Origin of the sequence: Sphaerisporangium sp. NPDC051017, from assembly GCF_040683095.1 — a bacterium.
In the GTDB taxonomy this organism is placed as follows: domain Bacteria; phylum Actinomycetota; class Actinomycetes; order Streptosporangiales; family Streptosporangiaceae; genus Sphaerisporangium.
This window is the reverse complement of the sequence record NZ_JBFBCI010000006.1, coordinates 39834-63857: the sequence shown is the minus strand read 5'-3', so window position 1 is coordinate 63857 and position 24024 is coordinate 39834. Positions and strand designations below refer to the sequence as shown.

Below are 24024 nucleotides of genomic sequence, written 5' to 3'. Positions count from 1 at the left end.
TGTCCGATGAAGCGCAGGCTTGCTCTGCTCGGCCTGCCGATGGCCCTCGTCCTCGGCTTGACCGCTTGTGGCGGCTCCAACTCCAGCTCCGACTCCGGTTCCGGCTCCGGCAGCGGTTCCGCCGCCGCCGGCGGCGGCACATTCGCCGTCATCACGGTTGACCCGTCCAACCCGTACTGGAAGGCCGAGGTCACCACCGCGGCCGACGAGGCCAAGAAGCTCGGGTACGAGACCACCGTGGACGCCCACAACAGCGATCCGGACAAGCAGAACCAGTTCATCGACGCGGCCATCTCCAAGAAGGTCAAGGCGATCATCCTCGACCCGGCGGGCGCCAAGGAGAGCGTCGGAGCGGTCCAGAAGGCCAACGACGCCGGCATCCCGGTGTTCCTGGTCAACGCCGAGATCAACCAGCAGGGCATCGCGAAGTCCCAGATCGTGTCCAACAACGCTCAGGGTGCCACCCTCGGCGCCCAGGAGTGGGCCAAGGCCATGGGCGGCAAGGGTCAGTACGTGGAGCTGCTCGGCAACCCCACCGACAACAACGCCAAGGTCCGCTCCGACGGGTACGCCGAGGTGCTGTCGCAGTTCCCGGACCTGAAGCTTGTGCAGCAGGAGACCGCGAACTGGGACCGGGCGGAGGGCAAGCAGAAGATGGAGGTCATGCTGCGCGCCCACCCGGACATCACCGGTGTGGTGGCCGGCAACGACGAGATGGCCCTCGGCGCGATCCAGGCGCTCAAGGACGCCGGCAAGCTGGCGCAGGTCAAGGTGCTCGGCTTCGACGGCAACCAGGACGCCGTCAACGCGGTCAAGGCGGGCGAGATGGTCGCCACCGTGCTCCAGCCCATCGTCCAGGGCACCACGCTGGCGGTCCAGCAGGCCGACAGCTTCCTCAAGACCGGCAAGACCGGCGCCGCCCAGGAGAAGCAGGCACTCGACTGCATCCTGATCACAAAGGACAACGCGGACAAGCTCAACAATTTCGTCCTGAGTAGCTGATCCGCGACTCCGGCGGACCGTTACGGCGACACGTCGAGGGGGTGGTCGGTCGTGGGCGGTGGCAGCCACCTCGCGCCCAGGGCAAGGACCAGGCCCGCAAACGCGGCGGGACAGCCTGGTTGCCCGCATCGGGAGGATGCTATCCAGCGGCACGGGCGAACAGCAGTGCGTGCCAGTCCATGACCGACCCCCGGCGATCACGAGGACATCAGATGACCAACGGCCAAGGGCCATTCCGGCAGCGGGAGCGCAAGACCGAGACGCGGCAGCGGCAGATCGCCGAACGCGTCGCCGCGCAGGGCTCCTGCTCGCCGCAGGAACTCGCCGCCGAGTTCCGGGTGAGCATCATGACGATCCACCGCGACCTCGAACAACTGGAGCGGCGCGGCATCGTGCGCCGGTTCCACGGCGGGGTGACCGCCCAGCCGTCCGGAGTCTTCGAGTCCCAGATGTCGTACCGGATGATGTCCCGCACCGAAGAGAAGCAGGCGATCGCGGCGGCGGCGCTGCGCTACGTCGACGCCGGCATGTCGGTGCTGCTCGACGACTCGACCACGGTCATGCACATGATCGAGGGACTGCGTGAGCGGGCACCTCTCCACGTGGCGACGACATTCCTGGAAGGACTTCGCCGGCTCAGTCAGCTCGCGGCCGAGGTGGACCTGACCGTCATCGGCCTCGGCGGCGTCTACGACATGCCGCACGACTCCTTCGTCGGGCTGCAGACCATCGAGCAGATCGCGGGCCTGCAGGCCGACGCCCTGTTCATGTCCACCTCCGCGATCTCGGCGACCGACGCCTTCCATCAGGAGGAGCGCATCGTCGCCCTCAAGCGGGCGATGGTGCAGGCCGCGACCCGGCGTTTCCTGCTGGTCGACCACAGCAAGCTGGGCCGGGTCGCCCTGCACAAGATCGTGCCGCTGGACGTGTTCGACCTCGTCATCACCGACGCGGGAGCGGACCCGAAGGTGCTGGACGCGTGGAAGGCGGCCGGCATCCGGTACGAGGTCGCCACATGACGTACCACAACACATCGACACGCGCGTAGGAAAGACTGGCGATGACGCACATCTACGACGACCCCTCGGACTTCAAGGAACAGGTCATCGAGGGCTTTGCCGCGGCGTACGGCCGCTACGTCGAGCGGGTGCCCGGAGCATCCGGCTTCATCCGGCGGGGCGGCCCCCGGGCGGGAAAGGTCAGCCTTGTCGTGGGCGGCGGCTCGGGTCATTACCCGTCGTACTCCGGCACGGTCGGCCCGGGCTTCGCCGACGGCTGCGTCCTGGGTGATGTCTTCACCTCCCCGTCCACGGAGCAGGTCGTCCGGATCGCCCGGGCGGCCGACGGGGGCGCAGGCGTGATCCTTTCCTACGGCAACTACGCCGGGGACAGGCTCAACTTCGGCGGCGCGCAGGAGCGGCTGCGCGCCGCCGGCATCGACTGCCGCAACGTGTACGTCACCGACGACATCGCCTCCGCCGGTCCGGACGAGGCCGACCGGCGGCGTGGCATCGCCGGCACCTTCCTCGTCTACAAGATCGGCGGTGCGGCCGCTGACAGCGGCTGCGACGTGGACACCGTCGAGCGGGTCATGCGCGCGGCCAACGCCGCCACCTTCTCTTTCGGGGTCGCGTTCGGCGGGTGCACCCTGCCCGGCCGGGCCGAGCCGCTGTTCTCGGTCGACAAGAACCAGATGGAGTTCGGCCTCGGCATCCACGGCGAGCCGGGGATCCGTACGGGGGAGTGGATGCCCGCCAGGGAACTGGCCCAGGCGCTGGTCGACGCCGTGCTCGCCGAGCGGCCCGCCGGCGCCGGCGGGCGGGCGGCGGTGATCCTCAACGGTCTGGGCAGCACCAAGTACGAGGAGCTGTTCGTACTCTACGGACACGTCCAGAGGCTGCTCACCGCCGCGGGGGTCGAGCCCGTGCTGCCCGAGGTCGGCGAGCTGGTGACGAGCCTCGACATGGCCGGCTGCTCGTTGTCGCTGACCTGGCTGGACGACGAGCTGGAACGGTACTGGCTCGCCCCGGCCGACACCGCCGCCTTCCGGCGCGGCGAGACCTCCACGCTGCCGACGTACGCCGGGCGGACCGACGTGGCGGAACAGGAGGTCACCGACGACCGCCCGGCGGAGGCCAGCCCGGTGTCCCGCGCGGCGGCCGGGGTCGCCCGGCGGGCCATCGCGGCCATGACCGCCGTCGTGGCCGAGAATGAGGAGAACCTCGGCAGGATCGACGCGGTCGCCGGCGACGGTGACCACGGCATCGGCATGGTCCGCGGCCTGCGGGCGGCCCAGGCGACGGCCGAGGCGGCCGACGGCGGGGTCGGCGACGTGCTGACCGTGGCCGGTGACGCGTTCGGCGACAAGGCCGGCGGCACCAGCGGTCTGCTGTGGGGAGTGGGCCTGGCCGCCGTCGGCGCCGTCCTCGGCAACACCGACGAGGTCACCCCGGCGCTGCTGCGGGACGCCGTGCACGCGGGCGCCGCGGCGATTCAGCGGGTCGGCAAGGCCGAGCGGGGCGACAAGACGATGCTCGACGCTCTGCTGCCGTTCGCCGAGGAACTGGACCGGCAGCTCGGCGCCGGATTGAACCTGTCCGACGCGTGGCGGGTGGCTGCCGCCGCCGCCGTCGAGGCCGGGGCCGCGACCGCGTCACTTCGGGCGCGGGTCGGCCGGGCCAGGCCGCTGGCCGAGCGCGGCGTCGGCACACCCGACGCGGGCGCCGTCTCGATGGGGCTGATCCTCACCGCCGTCGGGGAGGTGCTCGCGCAGGCCGACTGCGTGAGTGGTCCAGCCTTCGTTGTCTCTCATCAGCCAACAGCGGCGGCGCACAGCGGCGTGCCCGCCGATTCGACCCTCGCCGATTTGACTCTCGCCGAATTGCCCCCCGCCGATTTGAACCAAGGAGAAGCGCGATGACTGCGACAAGCGTCCAGCCGATTCCGGAGACCATGCAGGCCGTGGTCTGTCACGCCCCGGAGGACTACCGCCTGGAGGAGGTGCCTGTGCCCAAGCCCGGCAAGGGCGAGGCGCTCGTCCGCGTCGAGGCGGTAGGGATCTGCGCCAGCGACCTGAAGTGCTACCACGGCGCGGCGAAGTTCTGGGGCGACGAGAACCGTCCGGCATGGGCCGAGACCGAGGTGATCCCGGGGCACGAGTTCGTCGGTGAGATCGTGCAGCTCGACGAGGAGGCCTCCCGCCGCTGGGGCGTCGAGGTCGGCGACCGGGTCGTGTCCGAGCAGATCGTGCCGTGCTGGAAGTGCCGATACTGCCTCCGCGGCGAGTACTGGATGTGCGCCCCGCACCAGATGTACGGGTTCAAGCGCCGCCACCCCGGGGGGATGGCGTCGTACATGGTCTATCCGGCGGAGGCGCTCGTCTACAAGATCAGCAAGGACCTGCCCCCGGCCCACGCGGCGTTCACCGAGCCGCTGTCGTGCGCGCTGCACGCCGTCGAGCGGGCCAACATCCGGTTCGAGGACGTCGTGGTCGTCGCCGGCTGCGGCCCGATCGGCCTCGGCATGATCGCCGGTGCGGCCCAGAAGTTCCCGGCCGAGGTGATCGCCCTTGACATGTCGCAGGACAAGCTGGAGCTCGCCAAGCTGTGCGGCGCCACCCGGACCATCAACGTCGCCGAGCAGGACGCCGTCGCGATCGTCAAGGACCTCACCGACGGCTACGGCGCCGACGTCTACCTGGAGGGCACCGGGCACCCCTCCGCGGTGGCCCAGGGCCTGAACCTGCTGCGCAAGCTCGGCCGCTACGTCGAGTACAGCGTCTTCGGCTCCGACGTCACCGTCGACTGGAGCATCATCAGCGACGACAAGGAACTGGACGTGCTCGGCGCGCACCTCGGGCCGCACTGCTGGCCGGCCGCGATCCGGCTGCTGGAGTCCGGGAAGCTGCCGATGGACCAGATCTGCAGCCACCAGTTGCCGCTGAGCCGGTTCCAGGACGGGCTGGACCTGGTCGCCGACGGCACGAAGTCGATCAAGGTGTCCTTGATCCCCGGCTGACGCCGCCGGCCGCCGGCAGGCCCGGATTTCGGCAGGCCCGGTCTGACAGGTCTGGCCGTTGGCCGGCGGCTACTGGCGGGACCCGCGCCGGCCTCCTCCCCAATACGCCGGCGCGGTGCCCGCCAGCGGCCGCGGGCCTTCGGACCAGGACCCGAACGGGGCGATGCCGCCGCACCTCCGGCGGTGTCGCCGAAACACCCCACCAAGGAGAACGACGATGGGTGACAAACTGCGGATCGTGCTCGGCAGCGACGACGCCGGGCTCCGCTACAAGACACAACTGGCGAAGGATCTGCAGGCCGACGACCGGGTGAGCGAGGTGATCGACGTCGGCGTCGACGAGGACGAGGAGACCCACTACCCGCACGTCGCCGCGGCGGCGGCCCGGCTCATCGTCGAGGGCAAGGCCGACAGGGCCCTGCTGATCTGCGGCACCGGCATGGGCGTGGCGATCGCCGCGAACAAGATCCCGGGGATCCGGGCGGTGACCGCCCACGACAGCTATTCCGTTGAGCGGGCGGTGCTGAGCAACAACGCGCAGGTGCTCTGCATGGGCGAGCGGGTCGTCGGCCTGGAACTCGCCCGGCGCCTGGCCAGGGAGTGGCTCGGCTACCGCTTCGACCCCCGTTCCGCGTCGGCGGAGAAGGTCGCCGCCATCAGCGAGTACGAGGCGAGGACCAAGGCGTGACGGCACGGGGCGGCACCGCGGCGGGGGCGGTCGTCATCATCGACGCGGCACCGGCGCGACCCCGGGACGAGGTGGAAGCGTTTCCCGCCGGCCATCCGGCCGGCTGACCGACGAGAGAGGAGCCGGCGCCGGCCATGGTCTGGATCGGTACGAGCTGGAAGATGAACAAGACCATCGGGGAGAGCCGCGAATACGCGCGGCTGCTCGCCGAGGCGCTGGCCGAGACGCCGCTGCCGGACGAGGTGCAACCGTTCATCCTGCCGGCACACACGAGCCTCGCGGCCGTGCGCGATCAACTCGGCCGCGACCAGCTCGCCGGAGCGCCCGTGTTGCTCGGCGCGCAGAACGCACACTGGGCGCCGGAGGGGGCCGGTACCGGCGAGGTCTCCATGCGCATGGTCGCCGACGCGGGCGCCCAGCTCGTTGAGATGGGCCATTCCGAACGGCGGGAGCAGTTCGGGGAGACCGACGAGACGGTGGCGCGCAAAGCCCGGGCGGCGGTCGATCACGGCCTGCTGCCGCTGATCTGTGTCGGCGAGCCGGGGGCGGTGCGCACAGCCGGTGACGCGGAGCGGTTCGTCACCGCGCAGGTGCGGGCGGCCCTGTCCCGGCTCCAACCGGAGGAGATACGTCAGACGTTGATCGCGTACGAGCCGGTGTGGGCGATCGGGGCCGGCGGCACCCCGGCGACGCCGGAACAGGTCGCGCCGGTGATGAGCCGAATCGCCGAGGAGGCCCGCCGGCTGGGCGCCGGGGCCGGCTGCCGGGCCCTGCTGTACGGGGGCGGCGTCGACGCGGGCAACGCCGCCGCGCTGCTTCGCGAGACGCCGGCCGACGGCCTCTTCGTCGGGCGGGCCGCGTGGAGTGTGGACGGGTTGCTGCGGCTGCTGGCGATCGGCCGCCGATACGTCGACGAGTGACCAGTGGGGGCTACGCCCGACGCGGGCCCCGGACAGCCGCCGCGACCCCCGCGGCAGGACCATGCGGGCGAATCCGGGCTCTCCCGGACCCTGCGTGACGGCTGATCCCAGCCGTATCGGCGGTATCGGCGGTATCGTCGTCATCCCTGAGCAGCCATGCGAGCCTGGCCGCGGCGACCGCCTGACGCGGATCGTGTGCGGGCAACTCCCCGATGAGGCGCTCGAACACTTCGATGTCCTCGCTGCCGGGCTCGCTCTGCCCGAACGTCCACAGCGCCTCGTGGTCCCGGGTGTCGAGGACCGCGGATCGCAGCGCCGTGACGAGCTGGTCGCGTTCGGCCCTGATCGCCGGCGCCTCCGACCGGGCGAGCAGCGGGGCGTGCGCCGCCGCCACCGCGGCGCGGATGTCGCCCGAGCGCAGCGCGTCGCGCACGGTCAGGAAGTCGGCCTCGACCTCGGCTCGCAGCCGGTACGGCTTGGCCGTCATGGAGGCCTCGCCGAGCTGGGCCCGGAGCCGGTGGATCTCGGCGCGCACCGTGGTCGGGTTGCCGTCGTCGCCGTACAGCTGGAGGGCGAGCTGCTCGGCGGTCAGCCCGGCGGGGCGCAGCGCGAGCAGCGCGAGCAGCTCGGCGCGCCGCAGGGTGAGCGGCAGCTCCCGGCCGTCCAGCACCGCCACCGGCCGGTCGCCCAGGAACGACAGCGACAGTATGGGGCGCCGCGTCGCCGGCGAGCCCTGGGCCGACCTCGGCAGCCGGATCAGGTAGCCCTCGGACAGCGGCTCCACCAGCGCCTCGCGACCGTCCGCGAGCAGCACCCGGTCGCTGCCGGCCCGGATGGGCAGCCGCGCGGGCCACGGCCCGCCGTACGGCTCCGCGGCGATCACCCGCCCCGTGGTGGTGAGCAGCGCGGCCGGCTCGCCGCGCAGGCCGATCAGGTGGGACAGGTGTTTCACCCGCAATCGCTCGTCTCGCATCTCCATCTGCCTGCGTAGATGGCTCTCCGCGAGCCGTGCGCTGGCGGAGACCAGGGTGACGATGGCGGGGTGCAGCTCGTGCAGCAGTCCGCTGATGTCGATCACGCCGAGCACCCGCCCGCTGTCGGGGTCGTGAACGGGCGCGGCGGCGCAGGTCCACGTGTGGTAGGCGCGCACCAGGTGCTCGGCGGAGTAGATCTGCACCGGAGCGTCGACCGCGAGGGCCGTGCCCATCGCGTTGGTCCCGATGGCCCCCTCCGCCCAGCCGGTGCCCTCGCGCAATCCGACCGGGTCGGCGAGCCGGCACAGCTCGGCGGGCCCCTCCCGCCACAGGATGGTGCCGTCCGCGTCAGTGACGATCATGACGTACGACGACTCGTCGGCGATGCTGACGAGCAGTTCGCGCAGCAGGGGCAGCACGTCGCGCATCGGATGCGCGGAGCGCACGTCCGGCACGTCCTCCGGCTTGTACACCATCGGCGGGCGGAAAACCTCCGGATCGACCCGTGCCGCGAGGGAGCGCCGCCAGGAGTCCAAGATCACCGAGCGCGGTGTCACCCGCGGCCGGTCGCCGCTCAGCACGGCCTCGTGAACCTGCTGCAAAACGTGGAACTGTTCGGTGGGATCGGATATCAGATCCATGGTGGTCGCGGCTTCCGCAATCTCAGCGTCCATGGTGCACTCCGCGGCGACGTCGACGAGGGCAGTTGCGCCCACCTGAGCGACCGCCCTCGCATTGGTCTTGCTCACAGCAGCATGCCTTGCCGTTCCTTCGCGGACAAGGGCGGCACATCCCCCGTTCACGCCCCTGCAACGGCGCTGCAACGTCCAGGTCTCTACTTTTCACTGCATCTCGTCGGTACAGGACCCAGGAGGGCGAACAAATGGCGATATATGCGGCGCCAGGAGATTCGGGCAGCGTGGTTCAGTTTCGCCCGCGGTACGACCACTTCATCGGCGGGGAGTACGTGCCGCCGGCCGGTGGTGAATATTTTGCGAACCCGACACCGATCACGGGCGCGACGTTCACCGAGGTCGCCCGGGGGACCGCTGCGGACGTCGATCGGGCCGTGCGCGCCGCCGAGGGCGCCGCGGCCGCGTGGGGCCGCACCTCACCGGCGGAGCGCGCCGAGGTGCTGAACAAGATCGCCGACAGGATCGAGCAGAACCTGGAGGCCATCGCCGTCGCCGAGTCCTGGGAGAACGGCAAGCCGGTGCGGGAGACCCTGGCCGCCGACATCCCGCTGGCCATCGACCACTTCCGCTACTTCGCCGGCGCGATCAGGGCGCAGGAGGGCGGCATCTCGCAACTCGACGCCGACACCGTCGCGTACCACTTCCATGAGCCGCTCGGCGTGGTCGGGCAGATCATCCCGTGGAACTTCCCGATCCTGATGGCCACCTGGAAGCTGGCCCCGGCGCTGGCCGCGGGCAACGCGGTGGTGCTCAAGCCGGCCGAGCAGACCCCGGCGTCGATCCACGTGCTGCTGGAGCTGATCGCCGACCTGATCCCGCCAGGCGTGGTGAACGTGGTGAACGGCTTCGGCGTGGAGGCGGGCAAGCCGCTCGCGCAGCACAGCGGAATCCGGAAGGTGGCCTTCACCGGGGAGACCACCACCGGGCGGCTCATCATGCAGTACGCCAGCGAGAACATCGTCCCGGTCACCCTCGAGCTGGGCGGCAAGAGCCCGAACATCTTCTTCGCCGACGTCGCGGACGCGCGGGACGCCTTCTACGACAAGGCGCAGGAGGGTTTCGCGATGTTCGCGCTGAACCAGGGCGAGGTGTGCACCTGCCCGTCCCGCGTGCTGATCCAGTCGTCCATCTACTCGTCGTTCCTGGCCGACGCGGTGGAGCGGGTGAAGAAGATCAAGCAGGGCAACCCGCTGGACACCGACACCATGATCGGCGCGCAGGCGTCCAACGACCAGTTGGAGAAGATCCTCTCCTACATCGACATCGGTAAGAAGGAAGGCGCGAAGATCCTCACCGGTGGTGAGCGGGTCGATCTCGGCGGTGAGCTGTCCGGCGGCTACTACGTCCAGCCGACGGTGTTCGATGGCGACAACAAGATGCGCGTCTTCCAGGAGGAGATCTTCGGGCCGGTGGTCTCGGTGACGAGGTTCGACGACTACGACGACGCCATCAAGATCGCTAACGACAGCCTGTACGGCCTGGGCGCCGGGGTGTGGTCGCGTAACGGCAACACCGCCTACCGGGCCGGCCGGGACATCCAGGCGGGCCGGGTGTGGACGAACTGCTACCACGCCTACCCGGCGCACGCCGCGTTCGGCGGGTACAAGCAGTCGGGGATCGGTCGCGAGAACCACAGGATGATGCTCGACCACTACCAGCAGACGAAGAACATCCTGGTGTCATACTCTCAAAACGCCCAGGGATTCTTCTGATCGAGTAGGCCGTGCGCGAGGGCCGCCCGGGGTTTCCCTGGGCGTCATGGGACGCCCGCCTGCCGCGCTACCCCGGCTGCCGAGGGAGCGATGCGTCGGCTACGAACGACTGACGGGATCATGATGGGTGACTACCAGGACGTCCACTCGGCGAGCTTGGAAGATCCGGATGCCTTCTGGCTCGCGGCGGCCGACGCGGTGACCTGGTCGCGCCGCCCCCGACGCGGGCTGGACGCCGACCGTGCGCCGTTCTACCGCTGGTTCCCCGACGGGGAGCTGAACACCTGCCACAACGCCCTGGATCGGCACGTGGACGCGGGGCACGGGGATCGCCCCGCCCTGCTCTACGACTCCCCGGCGACCGGCGCGACCGCGCGGTACACCTATGCCGAGCTGCGCGACCAGGTGGCGCGGTTCGCCGGGGCGTTGCGCGGCCTCGGCGTCGAACGGGGCGACCGCGTCGTGATCTACATGCCGATGGTGCCCCAGACAGTGATCGCGATGCTCGCCTGCGCGCGGCTGGGCGCGGTGCACTCGGTGGTGTTCGGCGGGTTCGCGCCCAAGGAGCTGGCTGCCCGGATCGACGACGCCGCGCCGAAGGCGCTGGTGTGCGCCTCCTGCGGGATCGAGCCGAGCCGGGTCGTCGAGTACAAGCCGATCGTGGACGAGGCGATCGCGGCCACGCCGCACGCCCCGGAGAAGGTCGTCGTGCTCCAGCGCGACCCCGCGCGGGCCCGGATGGGCGAGCGCGACGTCGACTGGGACGACCTGATGGCGGCGGCCGAGCCGGTCGGCTGCGTCGACGTGGCGGCGACCGACCCGCTGTACATCCTCTACACCTCAGGCACCACGGGTAAGCCGAAGGGCGTGGTGCGCGACAACGGCGGTCACGCGGTCGCGCTGACCTGGTCGATGGCCAATGTCTACGACATCGGGCCGGGAGACGTGTGGTGGACCGCGTCGGACGTCGGGTGGGTCGTCGGCCACTCCTACATCGTGTACGGACCGCTGCTGGTCGGCGCGACCACGGTGCTCTACGAGGGCAAGCCGGTGGGCACGCCGGATGCCGGCGCGTTCTGGCGGGTGATCTCCCAGTACGGCGCCAAGGCCCTGTTCACCGCCCCGACGGCGGTGCGGGCCATCAAGAAGGTGGACCCGGACGCCCGCGAGACGGCGAAGTACGACCTGTCGGCGTTCCGTACCCTCTTCCTGGCCGGCGAGCGGCTCGACCCGGAGACCTACCGGTGGGCCTCGGCGAAGCTGGGCGTGCCGGTCGTGGACCACTGGTGGCAGACCGAGACCGGATGGGCCATCGCGGCGAACCTCCGCGGACTGGAGCCGATGCCGATCAAGCCCGGCTCTCCCACCGTGCCGGTGCCCGGCTATGACGTGCGGATCCTGGACCCATCGGGGCAGGAGGTGCCGCCGGGCGCCGAGGGTGCGATCTGCATCGGGCTGCCCCTGCCGCCCGGCACCCTGCCGACGCTGTGGGGAGACGACGAACGGTACCTCTCGTCGTATTTGTCCCGGTACCCCGGCTACTATCTGACCGGCGACGGCGGCTATGTCGACTCCGACGGCTACCTGTTCGTCATGGGCCGCACCGACGATGTGATCAACGTGGCCGGGCACCGCCTGTCCACCGGCTCCATGGAAGCCGTGCTGGCGGCGCACCCTGCCGTGGCCGAATGCGCGGTGATCGGCGTGCGCGACTCGCTGAAGGGGCAGGTGCCGCGCGGCTTCGTGGTGCTGAAGGCCGGCGTGGACATCGCGCCGGAGACCCTCCAGGCGGAGCTTGTCGCGGCGGTGCGCCGCGACATCGGCCCGGTGGCCGCGTTCAAGGAGGTGACGATCGTGGACGGCCTGCCGAAGACCCGGTCAGGGAAGATCCTGCGCAAGTCGATGCGCGCGATCGCCGACGGCCACGACGAGCCCGTGCCCTCGACGATCGAGGACCCAGGAGTGCTGGAGTCGCTACGCCCGCACCTGCGCCGGGAGTGACGCGACCTGTTCGCTCCAGCCAATACGCTCGAGGGCGTGCGCGACCCGCGAGGCCTGCGGGCGGTGGGAAGGCCCGGCCCGCCGGCCGTGGCGGAAGCGATCAGCCTGCGGTCACCTTGGGCGTACATGTGTACAAGCAGGTGCTCAACGGCAGGCACGGCTTCAACTCCACCGGTTCCTCGACCGGCAGAACCTGCAGCGCGTTGAGATCGATCTCCATGGCTTTCACCCCCTTCTCCAATGACAAGGAAATCTCCGTCCCCGGCGAGCCCGTGGCAGGTGGCCAGCGCCGGCGCGTGCCACCTTCTGCGGTGGACGGTCGCCGCGGCCTTCGCCGCGAGTTCCAGTGACCGCCGGTCGCCGGTGGCCCGCCACAGCCGGACCAGGAACGTGCCAACCCCGGAAGCCCCGCTGCACCAGTGCCACAGCCGCGTCCGCGCTGCTAACGATCGGGGGTGTGGTTGGGGTTTTCCCGGATGTGCGGGGGTGACCGATGGCCGCACAGTGAGGTCGACTAGATCGCCGTCGCCGCTTGACCCGGCGCCACCGTACGCCGCTGTTCCGCCCCGGGACCGGGCTACCCGCGCGGCCCACGGCGTGATCCGCCGACCGGCCGCCGGGGGGCCCGCCCGATCGACCATGGAGAGCCTGATGACCGCGCCTGTACCGGAGCCATCGCAGGACCGGCGCGCCCGGCCGCCGGCACCTTCGGCGGATCATGAACCGGCCACGATCCGGCGGCGGCGCCCACCGCTCGCCATTCCGGTGGGGCACTCGTGAGCAGGGCGCCGGGCGTGCGGATCGGCGGCTGGATTCCCTCCCTCCCGGCCGGCGCGTGGCCGGTGCTGGGCGCGGACGCGCTGTCGGCCGTCGGCAGCGGCATGACCATGCCGTTCCTCATCGTCTACCTGCACCAGGAACGCGGCATCCCCCTGGCGACCGCCGGAGTGGCCGCCGCCATGCTCGCGCTGGCCGCACTGGCCGGCAACCCGCTGGGCGGGGCGGCGGCCGACCGGTTCGGTCCACGGCCGACCCTGGCCACCGGACTGGCGATGGCCGCGGCGGGCTCGGCCGCCATCGCGCTGGTCCGGGAGCCCTGGCACGCGTTCTTCGCCACCGCGCTGACCGGATTCGGGCTCGCCGTGGCGACACCGACGATGGACGCGCTCCTTGCCCGGCTGGTGCCCCCACAGGTCAGATCCACCGTCTTCGCGGTACGGCACGCCACCTCCAACGCCGGCTTCGCGATTGGAGGCACCGCCGCCGCACTCATCGTGAGCGCGCGCCACGACCCCTCCTACGCCCTGCTGTACAGACTGGACGCGGCCAGCTTCCTGCTGGCGATACCCCTTATGTTTCTATGGCCGGTCGCGGTGCCCCCGGCCGATCCGCCCGAGCACGCGGCCGCCGGCGGGTACCGCGCGGTGGTGTCCGACCGGGTCTTCCTGCGCCTTTGGCTGCTGATCGCGGTGCTGGTCACGGTGGGCTACGCCCAATTCACCTCGGCGCTGCCCGCCTACACCGCCCAGACGGGGCTGGGCGCCGGCATGCTGGCCATAGCCTTCACCGTCAACATGGTGACCGTCACGCTGGCACAACTGCTGGTGCTCCGTGTGCTCCACCGGATACGACGCCGGACCGCCCTGCTGCTGTTGTGCCTGTCGTGGGCGGTGACGTGGGCGCTGGTGCTGGCCTCCGGCCGCATGTCCGGCTGGGCCGCGGTGGCGGCGGTGCTGCTGGCCGCGCTGGTCTTCGGCCTGGGCGAGACGTTGATGTCACCGACCGTGCCTCCGCTGGTCAACGAACTCGCGCCGGATTCACTGCGCGGCCGCTACAACGGCGCGGCGACGCTGGCCTACACTACGGGGTTCGCGATCGGGCCGGTGATCGCCGGTGCTCTGCTGGAGCGTGAGCTCGGCACGGTGCTGTTCGTCGCGCTGATCGCCGCCTGCGGGATGGCCGCCGTGCTCGCCACCAGGCTGCCGACCGGCCCCCCGGAGAGGAGGCGGTTATAAGCACCCCGCAAGCGGCCGTCAAGTGATCTCCCGTAGTCCTATGGCGTTTGTAAAGTACAGCCGAAATCCGCTGAAATGGCGCCAGCGGAGCCGCTCTGCGTCGAGAACACCAGTTCATGCGTAACTGGGCTCATGAGACACTCATCCTGTGGATTATCAGGACAACGAAAGCAGATCGCCTTACGAGCAGGTGACAGTTGGCTTCGCACTACTGGCCGCCGTGTTGCTCGCCGTGTCCATGTGGGTTTTCCGTGATTGGTTTCCCTCGCCCAAACTTCCATCGATCGTCACGGCAGCCGGAGTGCCGATCGCGGGCGCTGCGATCGGCTTACTCCAGACGAAGTCGTACGGCCGTGGATACCGCCGGTTCGGAGCCGCTATCGGGTTCCTGCTGGGCAGCCTGCTCGTATTTGCCGGTGGTTGGATTTTCATGGGCATTGCGGCCCTCTATTACATGTAGGTTTCGCCGGAAAATCGCGTACGCGGGGGCGGTGGGCCATGGCCCCGGCATCTCGGAGCTTTGACCGGGTTTGATTTCTTGCGTGGGGTCGGCAGCGGCCTTCGCCGCTGGTAATAGCTGGCCCAATTCGGGTACGAGAAAGGGCGCGACTCCCGAAGATCGAGGTTCGCCTTCTTCGTACGGGAGCCTGGCCCGGCCCTGATCGAGGAGGATCTCACCGCGCCGGCCCCGATGGACTTCCCCATCGGCCCGGAGCACCGAATCGGAAGGCTCCCGCTGTTTGCAGATCGACGTTCGCGGATCGACCAGCGGGTGAACGGCTGCGGTCGCGGGGATGTGGCCTCATGGGCCACTTGGTGCGGCGACATAAGTAGTAGATCGTGCCAAATCGACGGTTGGTAGCCGATCGGAATTCAGCGCTACGCCATCCCGACTCGCTTGGCTGCGGATGTGGATCATGAATCCGCGCACAACGAGGAGGAAAACTACGCCATGAGATCCCTCCAGCGAGGAATCGGCTGGCGGATCGCTGCCGTGATCGTGGCCGCCTTGGTCACCGCACCCCTGTCGGGTGCGGTCGCCCAGGCCGACACCGTCACCGAGTACCTGCAGAACCCGAGCTTCGAGCAGCCCGGCGCCAACGCGGCCGCCCCCACCGGGTGGACGCCGGTGCTGATCGGGAATGAGACCGCTCCGTACCGGTGGGTCGTCCAGACTTTCAACGCGTCCGGTCAGTATCCGCCGCCCAGTCCGATCCCGGATGGGCAATTCGGACTTGAGATGTTCTGGCAGGTTGGTTCGAACCTTGGCGTCATGGGCATCGCCGCCCAGCAGAACGTCAACGTGCCGAGCGCGAACGACCTGTACTTCAGCTACGACGCCGCGCAGACCTTCTACCCCGACTCGCGCTCCGCGAACTGGGCCGGTGCGATGGCCGAGGTGCAGTTCACCTCGGGCGGCCAGGTCAACAGCCTGCGCTACTTCCACCCCATGTCGCGTACCGACTACACCGGCTCGCCGCAGGACTCGGCCACGACCAAGTACATCATCGGCGAGCGGTTCACCGGCAACGGCGACTGGGTCGCCAACTCCCGGGACCTCGACGCCGACATCCGGACCAAGTTCGGGATCACCGACTTCACCGTGACCTCGGTGCGGGTCGGCAACCTGCAGGACCGCAAGGCCGTCTCCCCGTTACCCAACATGACCACGTACTGGGATGACGTGGAGCTGACCAAGGGCGGGGTGAACGAGGGTCCGGGCAACCCCGACCCGACCACCCCGGACTGCACGAAGATCAACGGTATCCAGGGCAGCGGCCCCGTGTCCCCGTGCGTCGGCAAGACGGTCACCGTGCAGGGTGTGGTCACCGGCATCGACGACGAGGTGGGCGCCGACTACAACCGCACCTACCCGGAGGACCGCGGCATCTTCCTGCAGTCGCTGCCGTCCGACGACGACAACAACCCGGCCACCTCCGAGGGCGTCTTCGTCGGGTACGTCGACACTGCCTCCTCGTTCCGCCCCGGTGACGTCGTCCGGGTGACCGGCCAGGTCAAGGAGAAGTTCGGCCTCACCGAGATCGCCGAGCAGATCGGCCAGGAGCCGACGAAGGTCGGCACCGCGGCCGTGCCGGCCCCGGTCGTCATCGACCAGGCGCGCGCCGAGTCGCAGGGCGCCGACAGGGCGTACTACGAGTCGCTGGAGAACATGCTCGTGAAGCTGCCCGTGGGTACGGCGAACTCGGGCGGTACCAACAAGTTCGGCGAGCTCTTCCTCACGCCGGGGACCACCCGCGACCGGATCCTGGAGGGCAAGCCGCTGCCGGTGTCGCTCCTCGCGCTCGACGCCGACGCGGGCGCCGGCAACCCGGCCAACCCGCACAAGCCGCCGGCTCCGTCCACCACCTACGTCACGGCCGACCTTTTCGACCAGGTACGCGACGCGACGGGTCCGCTCTCCTTCTCCTACAGCAACTACAAGCTGCTGCCCCAGCCGGGCGCGCTGCCGTCCGTCGTGGACGGTCCGGTGGCCTACCCGTACGCGGGTATCACGCAGGCCACCCCGGGTCAGGTCCGCGTGGTGTCCTTCAACGTGCTGAACTACTTCCCGGTCGGTGTGGAGCTGGACCTGTCCCCGGTCAGCAAGGCCGAGTACGACGAGAAGAAGGCGCGCCTGGCCGACGCGATCGACCGCCTGCTGAAGCGTCCCGACATCGTGGCCGTGCAGGAGGTCTACAACCTGGAGGTGCTCCGGGACCTGGCCGCCACGCTCGGTGGCTACACCGCGTACCTGCTGGAGGGCAACGACTCCCGCGGCATCGACGTCGGCTACCTGGTGAAGGACGGGGTGTCGGTGGCGAACCTGCGCCAGTTCGACCGGACCACCCCGGGGTGTGACGATTCGGGCCTCGCCTACGACCGGCCGCCGCTGGCGCTCGACGTCAAGGTGTACGGCCGGGAGTTCACCATCGTGAACAACCACTTCAAGTCCAAGGGCGGCATCGGCGCGTCCGGCGCCTGCCAGCTGCAGCAGGCCAACCGGCTCCGCGACCAGGTGGCGTCGCTGGAGGCGGCCGGCCGACAGGTGATCGTGCTGGGCGACCTCAACCAGTTCGAGACCGAGCCGTCGCTGGCCGCGCTGCAGACCGGCACCAGCCTGACCAACCTCTGGGGCAGCGCTCCGGCCGAGTTCCGCTACAGCACGCAGTACCAGGGCGTGCTGCAGACGCTCGACCACGTGCTGGTCACCGACGGGCTGGACAGCGCGGTGGCGGACTTCCGCTATGCGCCGATCAACACCGACTACGCGGACCGGTTCACCGGTGGCGGCGCGGGCGCCGACGGGCACAAGGTGGCCGACCACAACCCGGCCGTGCTCACCCTTTCCTTCGACGCGGTCGCGCCGGTGACGAGCGCGACGATCGACCCGGCCCAGCCGGCGAGCGGCTGGTTCACCAGCGCGCTGCTGGTCACGCTGTCGGCCACCGATCAGGGCAGCGGGGTCGACCGTACCGAGTACCAGCTCGACGGCGGCGACTGGACCGGCTACACCGAGCCGGTCGTCGTCGCCGGGGACGGCCTGCACACGCTGGCCTACCGCTCCGTCGACAAGACGGGCAACGTCGAGGAGACCAAGACCCTGGCTGTCAAGGTGGACGCGACGGCACCGGTGACCACCGCGTCCCTCCCGCCGGGCAACGGCGGCTGGCACAACGGCGGCGTGCCGGTGACCCTGTCCGCCACCGACGCCGGTTCCGGTGTGGCGGGCACCGAGTACGCGCTGGACGGCGGTAACTGGACCCCGTACACCGCGACGGTCACCGTCTCGGGTGCGGGTGAGCACGAGCTGCGGTACCGCTCGACGGACAAGGCCGGCAACATCGAGGAGAGCAAGGCGGTCACGGTCAAGATCGACACCGGTTCCCCCACCGTGGTGATCTCCGGTGTCGCGGACGGCACCACCTACGGCGACAGCCTGGACCTGCCGATCGGCTGGCAGGTCGTCGACACCCGTTCCGGGGTGAAGACGGTGACCGGCACGCTGGACGGGCAGCCGTTCCAGTCGGGCACGCTCGAGCTGCACGAGCCGGCCCTGGGCGAGCACACGCTCACCGTCACCGCCGTCAACAACGCCGGCAACCAGACCGTGCAGACGGTGAAGTTCACCATCGGCACCTCCACCAACGACATCTCCGCCCTGATCGACCGCTTCGAGAAGGTCGGCAAGCTGACCGCCCGTGGCGCGGCCAAGCTCCAGGACCGCATCTCCAAGGTCATGGTCTCGGAGGACAAGGGCCGAGAGCAGGACAAGACGAAGATCGTCAAGAAGCTCGAACAGTTCGTTGACGCCGTCAACGATCCTAAGTACGTCTCGGACACCCAGGTCAAGGAGTTGCTCCTGCGCGACGCCAACGCCCTGATCGCCAAGAACGGCGGCCCGTCCGAGAGCTGACCATAGCGGGGGCATAGCCCCTCCCACCAGAGGTGCCGGGCGACCGTGAGGAAGCCCGGCACCTCAACCGTCCGTGGGCGGGTAGATCGAGGGGGCTGCCCGGTCTGCGAAGCGTCAACCCCCGCGCGCCGCTTGACCGCGACGCGACGGGAGAATCTCCGGCCTTCTCTTCAGGCCGGGGAGGAGTCCAAATCTCTGGTCAGGTGCAGCACTCCGCGAGCACTTCCCGATCGTGTCCGACTTCCATCGTCGGTACTTCGGTTCCCCCCCGCCCTGCGAGCACGGCGTGGGGAGTGGTCGAACTCGCGCTCCCCGGCCGGCTCGTCGAGATCGCCGCACGGGCGCGCGTGGACATTCCCAGGTAGGGCACGAAGGCTCCACTACTCTCATCCGGCTCTCATCCGGCAAGGTGACGCCGGCGAGCCGCATGAGTTCTCCATCGAGCAGGTGGTCACCGCGCGAGTCCGCGACTGATGACGAGGCGCTGGATCTGGTTCGTCCCCTCGAAGATCTGCATGACCTTGGCCTCCCGCATGAATCGCTCGACCGGGAAGTCCTTCGTGTAGCCGGCGCCGCCGAGGACCTGGACGGCGTCGGTGGTCACTTGCATCGCGTTGTCGGTGGCCACGAGCTTGGCGATGGAGGCCTGCCGGGAGTACGGCTTACCCGCGTCCTTCAGCCGCGCGGCGTGCAGGTAGGTCGCGCGAGCGGTCTCGACGGCGACCGCCATGTCGGCGAGCAGGAACGCGAGGCCCTGGTGCTCGATGATCGGCCGGCCGAAGGTCTCACGCTCGCGGGCGTACCGGACCGCCACGTCGAGCGCACCTTGGGCGACGCCGGTGGCGACCGCGGCGATCCCGAGTCGTCCGGCGTCCAGCCCGGCCAACGCGATCGGCAGACCCTGCCCCTCGGCTCCGAGCCGGCGCTCGACCGGGACGCGTACGCCGTCGAACAGCATCGTCGCCGTCGTCGATCCCATCAGGCCCATCTTGCTCTCCGGGACGTCCGCCGTGAGTCCGGGCGCGTCCGCGGGCACCAGGAAGCAGGAGATGCCGCGACCGCCTTCGTCGCTCGTCCTGGCCATGACCTTGTAGAAGTCGGCCTTGCCGCCGTGGGTGGTCCATGCCTTCGCGCCGGTGATGACGTAGCCGTCACCATCGCGGACGGCGCGCGTTCGTATCGCCGCCGGGTCCGAACCGGCGTGCGCCTCGGAGAGGCAGTACGCGCCGAGGAGTTCGCCGCCGAGCATGTCGGGGAGGTGCCTCTGCTTCTGCTCCTCGGTGCCGAACATGGAGAGACCGAAGCACGAGAGGGCGTGCACGCTGGTGCCCACGCCCACGCTGGCCCACGCGGTGGCGATCTCCTCGAGCACCTGCAGGTACACCTCGTAAGGCTGCCCACCGCCGCCGTACTCCTCGGGGTAAGGCAGGCCGAGCAGACCCGCTGCTCCTAGCGTGCGGAACACGTCGCGGGGGAAGTCCGCGTTCCGCTCCGCTTCGTCGACTCGGGGCCTCAACTCCTTGTCGACGATGCTGCGCGTCAGAACGATCAGGTCATCCGCCTCGGGTGTCGGCATCAGGCGTGTCACTGGCATCGAGAACCCCTTCCACGTTCTTGGAACAGTGATAGTACTGGCATGCGGACTGTAGTACTAGTCATGGTACGCGGCGTTGGCGCGACCGTTCGCACTCCGAACGCCGTACGGCGGCCGCGGAGAGGCCTCGGTGCGGGTCGACTCAGCCTTCGTGTGGTCGCAGGCCGTTGATGACGAGATCGGTCAGTGCCTGATAAGCGTCCGAGTCGCTCATGTTCGCCGCGGCGTCGACGCGGCCGTCCTGGATCGCTTTCATCACCTCGGCGACGGCGACCCCGACGAAGGCGGCACTGGCGGCGCGCAACTCCCCGGCGTCGATGCCTTCCTTCACCAGTTCGCCGACGCGCGCCGCGGCGCGCATGGTGTTCTCCTCATAGACCTCGTTCGCGGGCGCGAACGCCGCGACGTCGGAGTAGAAGCTTTCCGATGCGGGCGCCAGTTCGGCCGCGACCGCGTTGAGGTAGGTGCTCAGACGGGAGCGGGGTGACGGATCGTTCGCCACGAGAGTCTCGATGCGCGTGGTCGCCCTCCGGAAGAAATGCCGGACGGCCGCGAGAAAGATCTGCTCCTTGCTTGAGGCCACCAAGTACAGGGTGCTGCGAGAGCACCGGAGGCGGGCCGCGAGATCGCCGATCCCGAACTGGAGGAAGCCCTCGGCCAAGAAGAGCTCGGTCAACTGGTCCAGCAGGTCCTCGCGTCGCGATGCGGCGCGATCAGAGGGAACTCGGTGATTCACCGTGGAAGGCTACACAACCCGAGCGGTACCTTCTACAGTACGTGAGTACTGTAATTGGTTTCGGAAGTCCTGATGCGCGCCCGTGTCGTCGTGGCCGGTGTCCGCCCTTGCCGGGCGTGTCCCAAAGAATCGACCAGGTCGACGATTCACCGCGACGCCTCGACGGCGGCACCCATTCCTCGCGACTCGGCGACGGCGGCCGCCGCGCGTACCAGCGCGGCCACGCCCCGGCTGCGGGAGCGCTCCGGCCAGGCGATGACCAGCAGGGCGGGAGGGCAGTCCTCGACGGGGACGTAGGCCACCGCCTGCCGGGGGTATCTCGCAGCGACCGACCTCGGGAGCAGGGTCGTCGTCGCGCCGAGGCCGATGAGCGCGAGCAGTTGCGCGAGGTCGTGCACGCCCTGCTCGCCGATCTCGCGCTCCGCCCGCTCGCCGACCTCCTCGGGGCCTATGCCGAGGTCGGCGAGCCGTACCCGGGAGGCCCCGGCGAGGGCATGGTCGGCAGGCAGCGCCGCCACGCGAGGCTCGACCGCGACGACATCCACGTCGATACCGGCCGGGTCGTAGGGCTCGAACATGAGCGCGGCATCGGCCTCGCCCGTCCGCAGCAGCCGTGTGTGCTCCCGCCAGCCGCACAGGCGCACGGCGACGGGCTCGGCGTCAGGCTCGGCGGCCGCCGCGGCGAGGATGTCCTCCAGCAGGCCGCCGTCGGCATCCGCCTTGACGGCGAGCAGCACGCTGCGATGCGGCGCCGAGGCCCGCACGGCACGACGGACCGCCGCGTCGAGAGCCTCGAGGGCGGGCCGCGCATGAGCCAGCAGCACCGCGCCTGGCTCGGTCAGCTCCACCACTCGCGTGGAGCGCTCGAACAGGCGCACGCCGAGCTCGGCCTCGAGGTTGCGGATCGCTCGCGACAGCGCGGGGCCGGCGATGCCGAGCCGTCCTGCGGCGCGCGTGAAACTGCGTTCCTCCGCCACCGCGACGAAGTATCGCAAGGGTCGGGACTCCGCTGCCATGCCCACACACTATTACCTGATCGGCACCGCCATTGATGCCTTTCCGGTCATGGTCGCTGCCGGATCGGTCATTCCCCGAGACCTCGCTCTACTGCAGGCTGGCGTGGCGGCAGGGCGGACGGTCCGCCGCGGAATGGAGAGAGAGCATGCGAGCAATCGTCATCGAGCGCTTCGGCGACACCCCGGCCCTCAAGGAACTGCCCGTGCCCGAGCCCGGCAGCGGCCAGGTGCAAGTCGCCATCGAGGCGGCGGCGACGAACCCGCTGGACATGGGCATCGCCTCCGGGGGCCTGGCGGCGCTGGGAGAGTATCGATTCCCGCTCACGCTCGGCATGGACGGCGCCGGCACCGTGACCGCGATCGGCGATGGCGTCACGAAGTTCCGCGTGGGGGATCGCGTCTTCGGTCAGTTCTGGAGCCGGCCGCTGCAGTTCGGCACCTTCGCGGAGGTCTCCGTGGTGCAGGCGGTACCCGCGTTCGGCGCGCTGGCGGCCATCCCCGACGAGCTGCCGAGCCATGTGGCCGCCGCGCTACCGACCTCCGGTATGACCGCGCTCGGCGCGATCGACCACATGCAGGTGCCCGAGGGCGGCACGCTGCTCATCATCGGCGCCACGGGAGGCGTCGGCACCTTCGCGGTGCAGGCCGCCGCGGCCCGCGGGATCCGGACCATCGCGACGGCCTCCGCCCAGCTCGCGGAGCAGGTGCGAGTGCTCGGCGCCACCGAGATCATCATCCGCGGCGAGCAGTCCCTCGAACAGGCGCTGCAGAAGTTCGCACCCGAGGGCGTCGACGCGATCCTCGACGCCGTCGGCGACCGGTCCATCACGAGCGGCCTGGCCGGCGCCGTGAGGGACGGCGGGGCGCTGTTCTCGATCGCCTTCGGCCTCGACGAGAAGCTCCTCGCCGACGAGCGCATCCGCACCGCGAACTACCGGCTCGATCGCAAGCCCGAGCGGATCGCCGACATCGCGAGGCTCGTCACGGCAGGCACCCTCCGGCCCGTCATCGGCGCGACGCTCCCCCTCGAGGAGGCGCCGCGAGCCCTCACCGGCCGCGTCGAGGTCACGGGGCTGCGCGGCAAGACCGTGCTGCAGGTGCGCTGAGTCCCCGGGCCTTCGGTGACGCTGTCGTAGCCGCGCGACCTCGCCGCCGCCGAGTCGGAGCCGGACCCCGCCTTGGCGGCGCGACACTGGCAGGAGGCGATCGAGGCGTTCACCGCCCTCGGGGGCCGCGAGAGACCGCCGAGCTCGCCCGCACCACCCCGCGAGCCTGGATGGACCACGTCCGGCGTTGAACGGCGGCCGATCAGTCGCTTAAAACCCAGTAATGCTCCTCAATTTCCGGACATGGATGGGTGACAGACCATCCAGATGAGGAGACCGGATGGGAGAAGATCCCCCCGGCCGGTTCGTAGAGATCTACGAGCATGCCTACCGTCCCGTCCTGACCTATGCATTGCGGTGCTGCCAGGACCCCGACGACGCCGCCGACGTGGTGGCCGAGACGTTCATGACCGCCTGGCGGCGGATCGAGGAGGTGCCCGAGGGCGACGCGGCCAGGCTGTGGTTGTTCCGGGTGGCGCGCAGGGTGCTGGCCAACCATCGGCGCGGCGAACGCCGCCACGAGCAGCGCACCGCCGCGTTCTTCTTCGGCGATCCGGTTCCGGCCGATCGGATCAAGGACGGCTGGATCGTCGAGCGATCGCGGGCGTACAGCTCCGACGCGATCGAGGTGACCGTCATCCCTGGTCCCGAGGCTGGGCCCGCGCCGACACCGTCGCCCGGCCCGCATTTGTGGGACGTTCCATAGAGACTCGGTGGGCTCCCCGGGAGCCGGGTGGGGCGGGCGGCCGGACCTTGCTACGCAGTCTCGGAAGCGGATCCGGGTTCTTGGGGAGGCCCCGATTGCGTAGTCTCGGACGTCATTATCTGGGCGTGTACTTCCGAGGGGCGCTGGTGTGCGGGCGGTCATTGTCCGTGCCCGCTCTGCTTGGCCTTCCTGCCGCCCCAGCCGGCCAGCAGTGCCCCGGCGATGGCGGCCACCGCGTAACACGCCAGCCACACCGCGAATCCGCCGGGCAACCATGCGAGCAGCCCGGCGTTGTCGTGGTCGGCCAGCAGCCGGATGGCACCTTGTGTTCCCAGGACCAGCAGCAGCATGCCGATGATGAGCACGGTGACGTGCTTCATGTGCGCTCTGTCTCCCATCGCCCCGAAGGGCCGTGACGGCAGGCGTGA

General features: G+C 69.9%; 19 protein-coding genes and 1 pseudogene. 13 read left to right on the top strand and 7 right to left on the bottom strand.

Annotated features, from left to right (window positions below):
* Positions 1-6 precede the first annotated feature (6 nt).
* The 6 genes from AB0M95_RS07770 to AB0M95_RS07745 all read left to right on the top strand — a co-directional run bounded on the left by AB0M95_RS07770 (position 7) and on the right by AB0M95_RS07745 (position 6627).
* Positions 7-1002, top strand: a complete 996-nt coding sequence (locus AB0M95_RS07770; RefSeq protein ID WP_363760977.1) for a D-ribose ABC transporter substrate-binding protein — start codon at positions 7-9, stop codon at positions 1000-1002.
* Positions 1003-1214: 212 nt separating this feature from the next.
* Positions 1215-2021 carry a DeoR/GlpR family DNA-binding transcription regulator gene (locus tag AB0M95_RS07765; protein WP_358510956.1) on the top strand — a complete coding sequence of 269 codons (807 nt, stop codon included), beginning with the start codon at positions 1215-1217 and terminating at the stop codon, positions 2019-2021.
* Between the two features lie 41 nt (positions 2022-2062).
* Positions 2063-3922: a dihydroxyacetone kinase family protein gene (locus tag AB0M95_RS07760; protein ID WP_363760973.1), complete on the top strand. Its 1860-nt coding sequence runs from the start codon at positions 2063-2065 to the stop codon at positions 3920-3922.
* On the top strand, positions 3919-5019 hold the full coding sequence (locus AB0M95_RS07755; protein ID WP_358510950.1) for an alcohol dehydrogenase catalytic domain-containing protein: 1101 nt from the start codon (positions 3919-3921) through the stop codon (positions 5017-5019). Before AB0M95_RS07760 ends, AB0M95_RS07755 begins: the two co-directional genes overlap by 4 nt.
* Positions 5020-5236: 217 nt before the next feature.
* Entirely contained in the window at positions 5237-5707 is a 471-nt protein-coding gene (locus AB0M95_RS07750) for a ribose-5-phosphate isomerase (RefSeq protein ID WP_358510947.1), read from the top strand.
* Positions 5708-5841: 134 nt separating this feature from the next.
* A complete protein-coding gene (locus AB0M95_RS07745) occupies positions 5842-6627 on the top strand; it encodes a triose-phosphate isomerase (protein WP_363760969.1) in 786 nt (261 codons plus the stop codon).
* A gap of 10 nt (positions 6628-6637) precedes the next feature.
* Here AB0M95_RS07745 and AB0M95_RS07740 read toward each other — a convergent pair whose 3' ends face one another.
* The gene (locus tag AB0M95_RS07740; RefSeq protein ID WP_363760966.1) at positions 6638-8275 is read right to left on the bottom strand and encodes a GAF domain-containing protein; all 1638 of its coding nucleotides are present in this window, start codon (positions 8273-8275) and stop codon (positions 6638-6640) included.
* Between the two features lie 209 nt (positions 8276-8484).
* On the opposite strand from AB0M95_RS07740, the gene AB0M95_RS07735 reads away from it, so the two are divergent.
* Together AB0M95_RS07735 and AB0M95_RS07730 are read left to right on the top strand one after the other, a co-directional pair.
* Positions 8485-10008 (top strand): aldehyde dehydrogenase family protein, encoded by a 1524-nt coding sequence (locus AB0M95_RS07735; protein ID WP_363760964.1) that lies wholly within the window; start codon positions 8485-8487, stop codon positions 10006-10008.
* 123 nt (positions 10009-10131) lie between these two features.
* On the top strand, positions 10132-12009 hold the full coding sequence (locus AB0M95_RS07730; protein ID WP_363761225.1) for a propionyl-CoA synthetase: 1878 nt from the start codon (positions 10132-10134) through the stop codon (positions 12007-12009).
* Positions 12010-12109: 100 nt separating this feature from the next.
* Here the strand turns inward: AB0M95_RS07730 and AB0M95_RS07725 are convergent, their stop codons facing one another.
* Complete coding sequence (locus tag AB0M95_RS07725; RefSeq protein ID WP_363760961.1) at positions 12110-12229, bottom strand: ALQxL family class IV lanthipeptide; 120 nt, start codon at positions 12227-12229, stop codon at positions 12110-12112.
* Between the two features lie 85 nt (positions 12230-12314).
* Positions 12315-12650 (bottom strand): annotated as a pseudogene (locus AB0M95_RS07720) (lanthionine synthetase LanC family protein); the annotation flags it as partial.
* Positions 12651-12785: 135 nt separating this feature from the next.
* Between AB0M95_RS07720 and AB0M95_RS07715 the strand changes: the two are divergent.
* The 3 genes from AB0M95_RS07715 to AB0M95_RS07705 all read left to right on the top strand — a co-directional run bounded on the left by AB0M95_RS07715 (position 12786) and on the right by AB0M95_RS07705 (position 18438).
* Entirely contained in the window at positions 12786-14024 is a 1239-nt protein-coding gene (locus AB0M95_RS07715) for an MFS transporter (RefSeq protein WP_363760958.1), read from the top strand.
* A 148-nt stretch (positions 14025-14172) separates the two neighbouring features.
* Positions 14173-14484, top strand: coding sequence for a hypothetical protein (locus tag AB0M95_RS07710; protein WP_363760955.1), 312 nt, complete (start codon positions 14173-14175; stop codon positions 14482-14484).
* A gap of 492 nt (positions 14485-14976) precedes the next feature.
* Entirely contained in the window at positions 14977-18438 is a 3462-nt protein-coding gene (locus tag AB0M95_RS07705; protein WP_363760952.1) for an endonuclease/exonuclease/phosphatase family protein, read from the top strand.
* Between the two features lie 451 nt (positions 18439-18889).
* On the opposite strand, the gene AB0M95_RS07700 is transcribed toward AB0M95_RS07705, so the two are convergent.
* The 3 genes from AB0M95_RS07700 to AB0M95_RS07690 all read right to left on the bottom strand — a co-directional run bounded on the left by AB0M95_RS07700 (position 18890) and on the right by AB0M95_RS07690 (position 21784).
* Entirely contained in the window at positions 18890-20032 is a 1143-nt protein-coding gene (locus tag AB0M95_RS07700; protein WP_363760949.1) for an acyl-CoA dehydrogenase family protein, read from the bottom strand.
* 142 nt (positions 20033-20174) lie between these two features.
* Positions 20175-20768: a TetR/AcrR family transcriptional regulator gene (locus AB0M95_RS07695; RefSeq protein ID WP_363760946.1), complete on the bottom strand. Its 594-nt coding sequence runs from the start codon at positions 20766-20768 to the stop codon at positions 20175-20177.
* Positions 20769-20914: 146 nt separating this feature from the next.
* Complete coding sequence (locus AB0M95_RS07690) at positions 20915-21784, bottom strand: LysR family transcriptional regulator (protein WP_363760943.1); 870 nt, start codon at positions 21782-21784, stop codon at positions 20915-20917.
* A gap of 146 nt (positions 21785-21930) precedes the next feature.
* Between AB0M95_RS07690 and AB0M95_RS07685 the strand changes: the two genes are divergently transcribed.
* Positions 21931-22890 carry an NADP-dependent oxidoreductase gene (locus AB0M95_RS07685; RefSeq protein ID WP_363760940.1) on the top strand — a complete coding sequence of 320 codons (960 nt, stop codon included), beginning with the start codon at positions 21931-21933 and terminating at the stop codon, positions 22888-22890.
* 280 nt (positions 22891-23170) lie between these two features.
* Positions 23171-23596: an RNA polymerase sigma factor gene (locus AB0M95_RS07680; RefSeq protein WP_363760937.1), complete on the top strand. Its 426-nt coding sequence runs from the start codon at positions 23171-23173 to the stop codon at positions 23594-23596.
* A 158-nt stretch (positions 23597-23754) separates the two neighbouring features.
* Here the strand turns inward: AB0M95_RS07680 and AB0M95_RS07675 are convergent, their stop codons facing one another.
* Positions 23755-23976, bottom strand: a complete 222-nt coding sequence (locus AB0M95_RS07675; RefSeq protein ID WP_363760934.1) for a hypothetical protein — start codon at positions 23974-23976, stop codon at positions 23755-23757.
* Positions 23977-24024 lie beyond the last annotated feature (48 nt).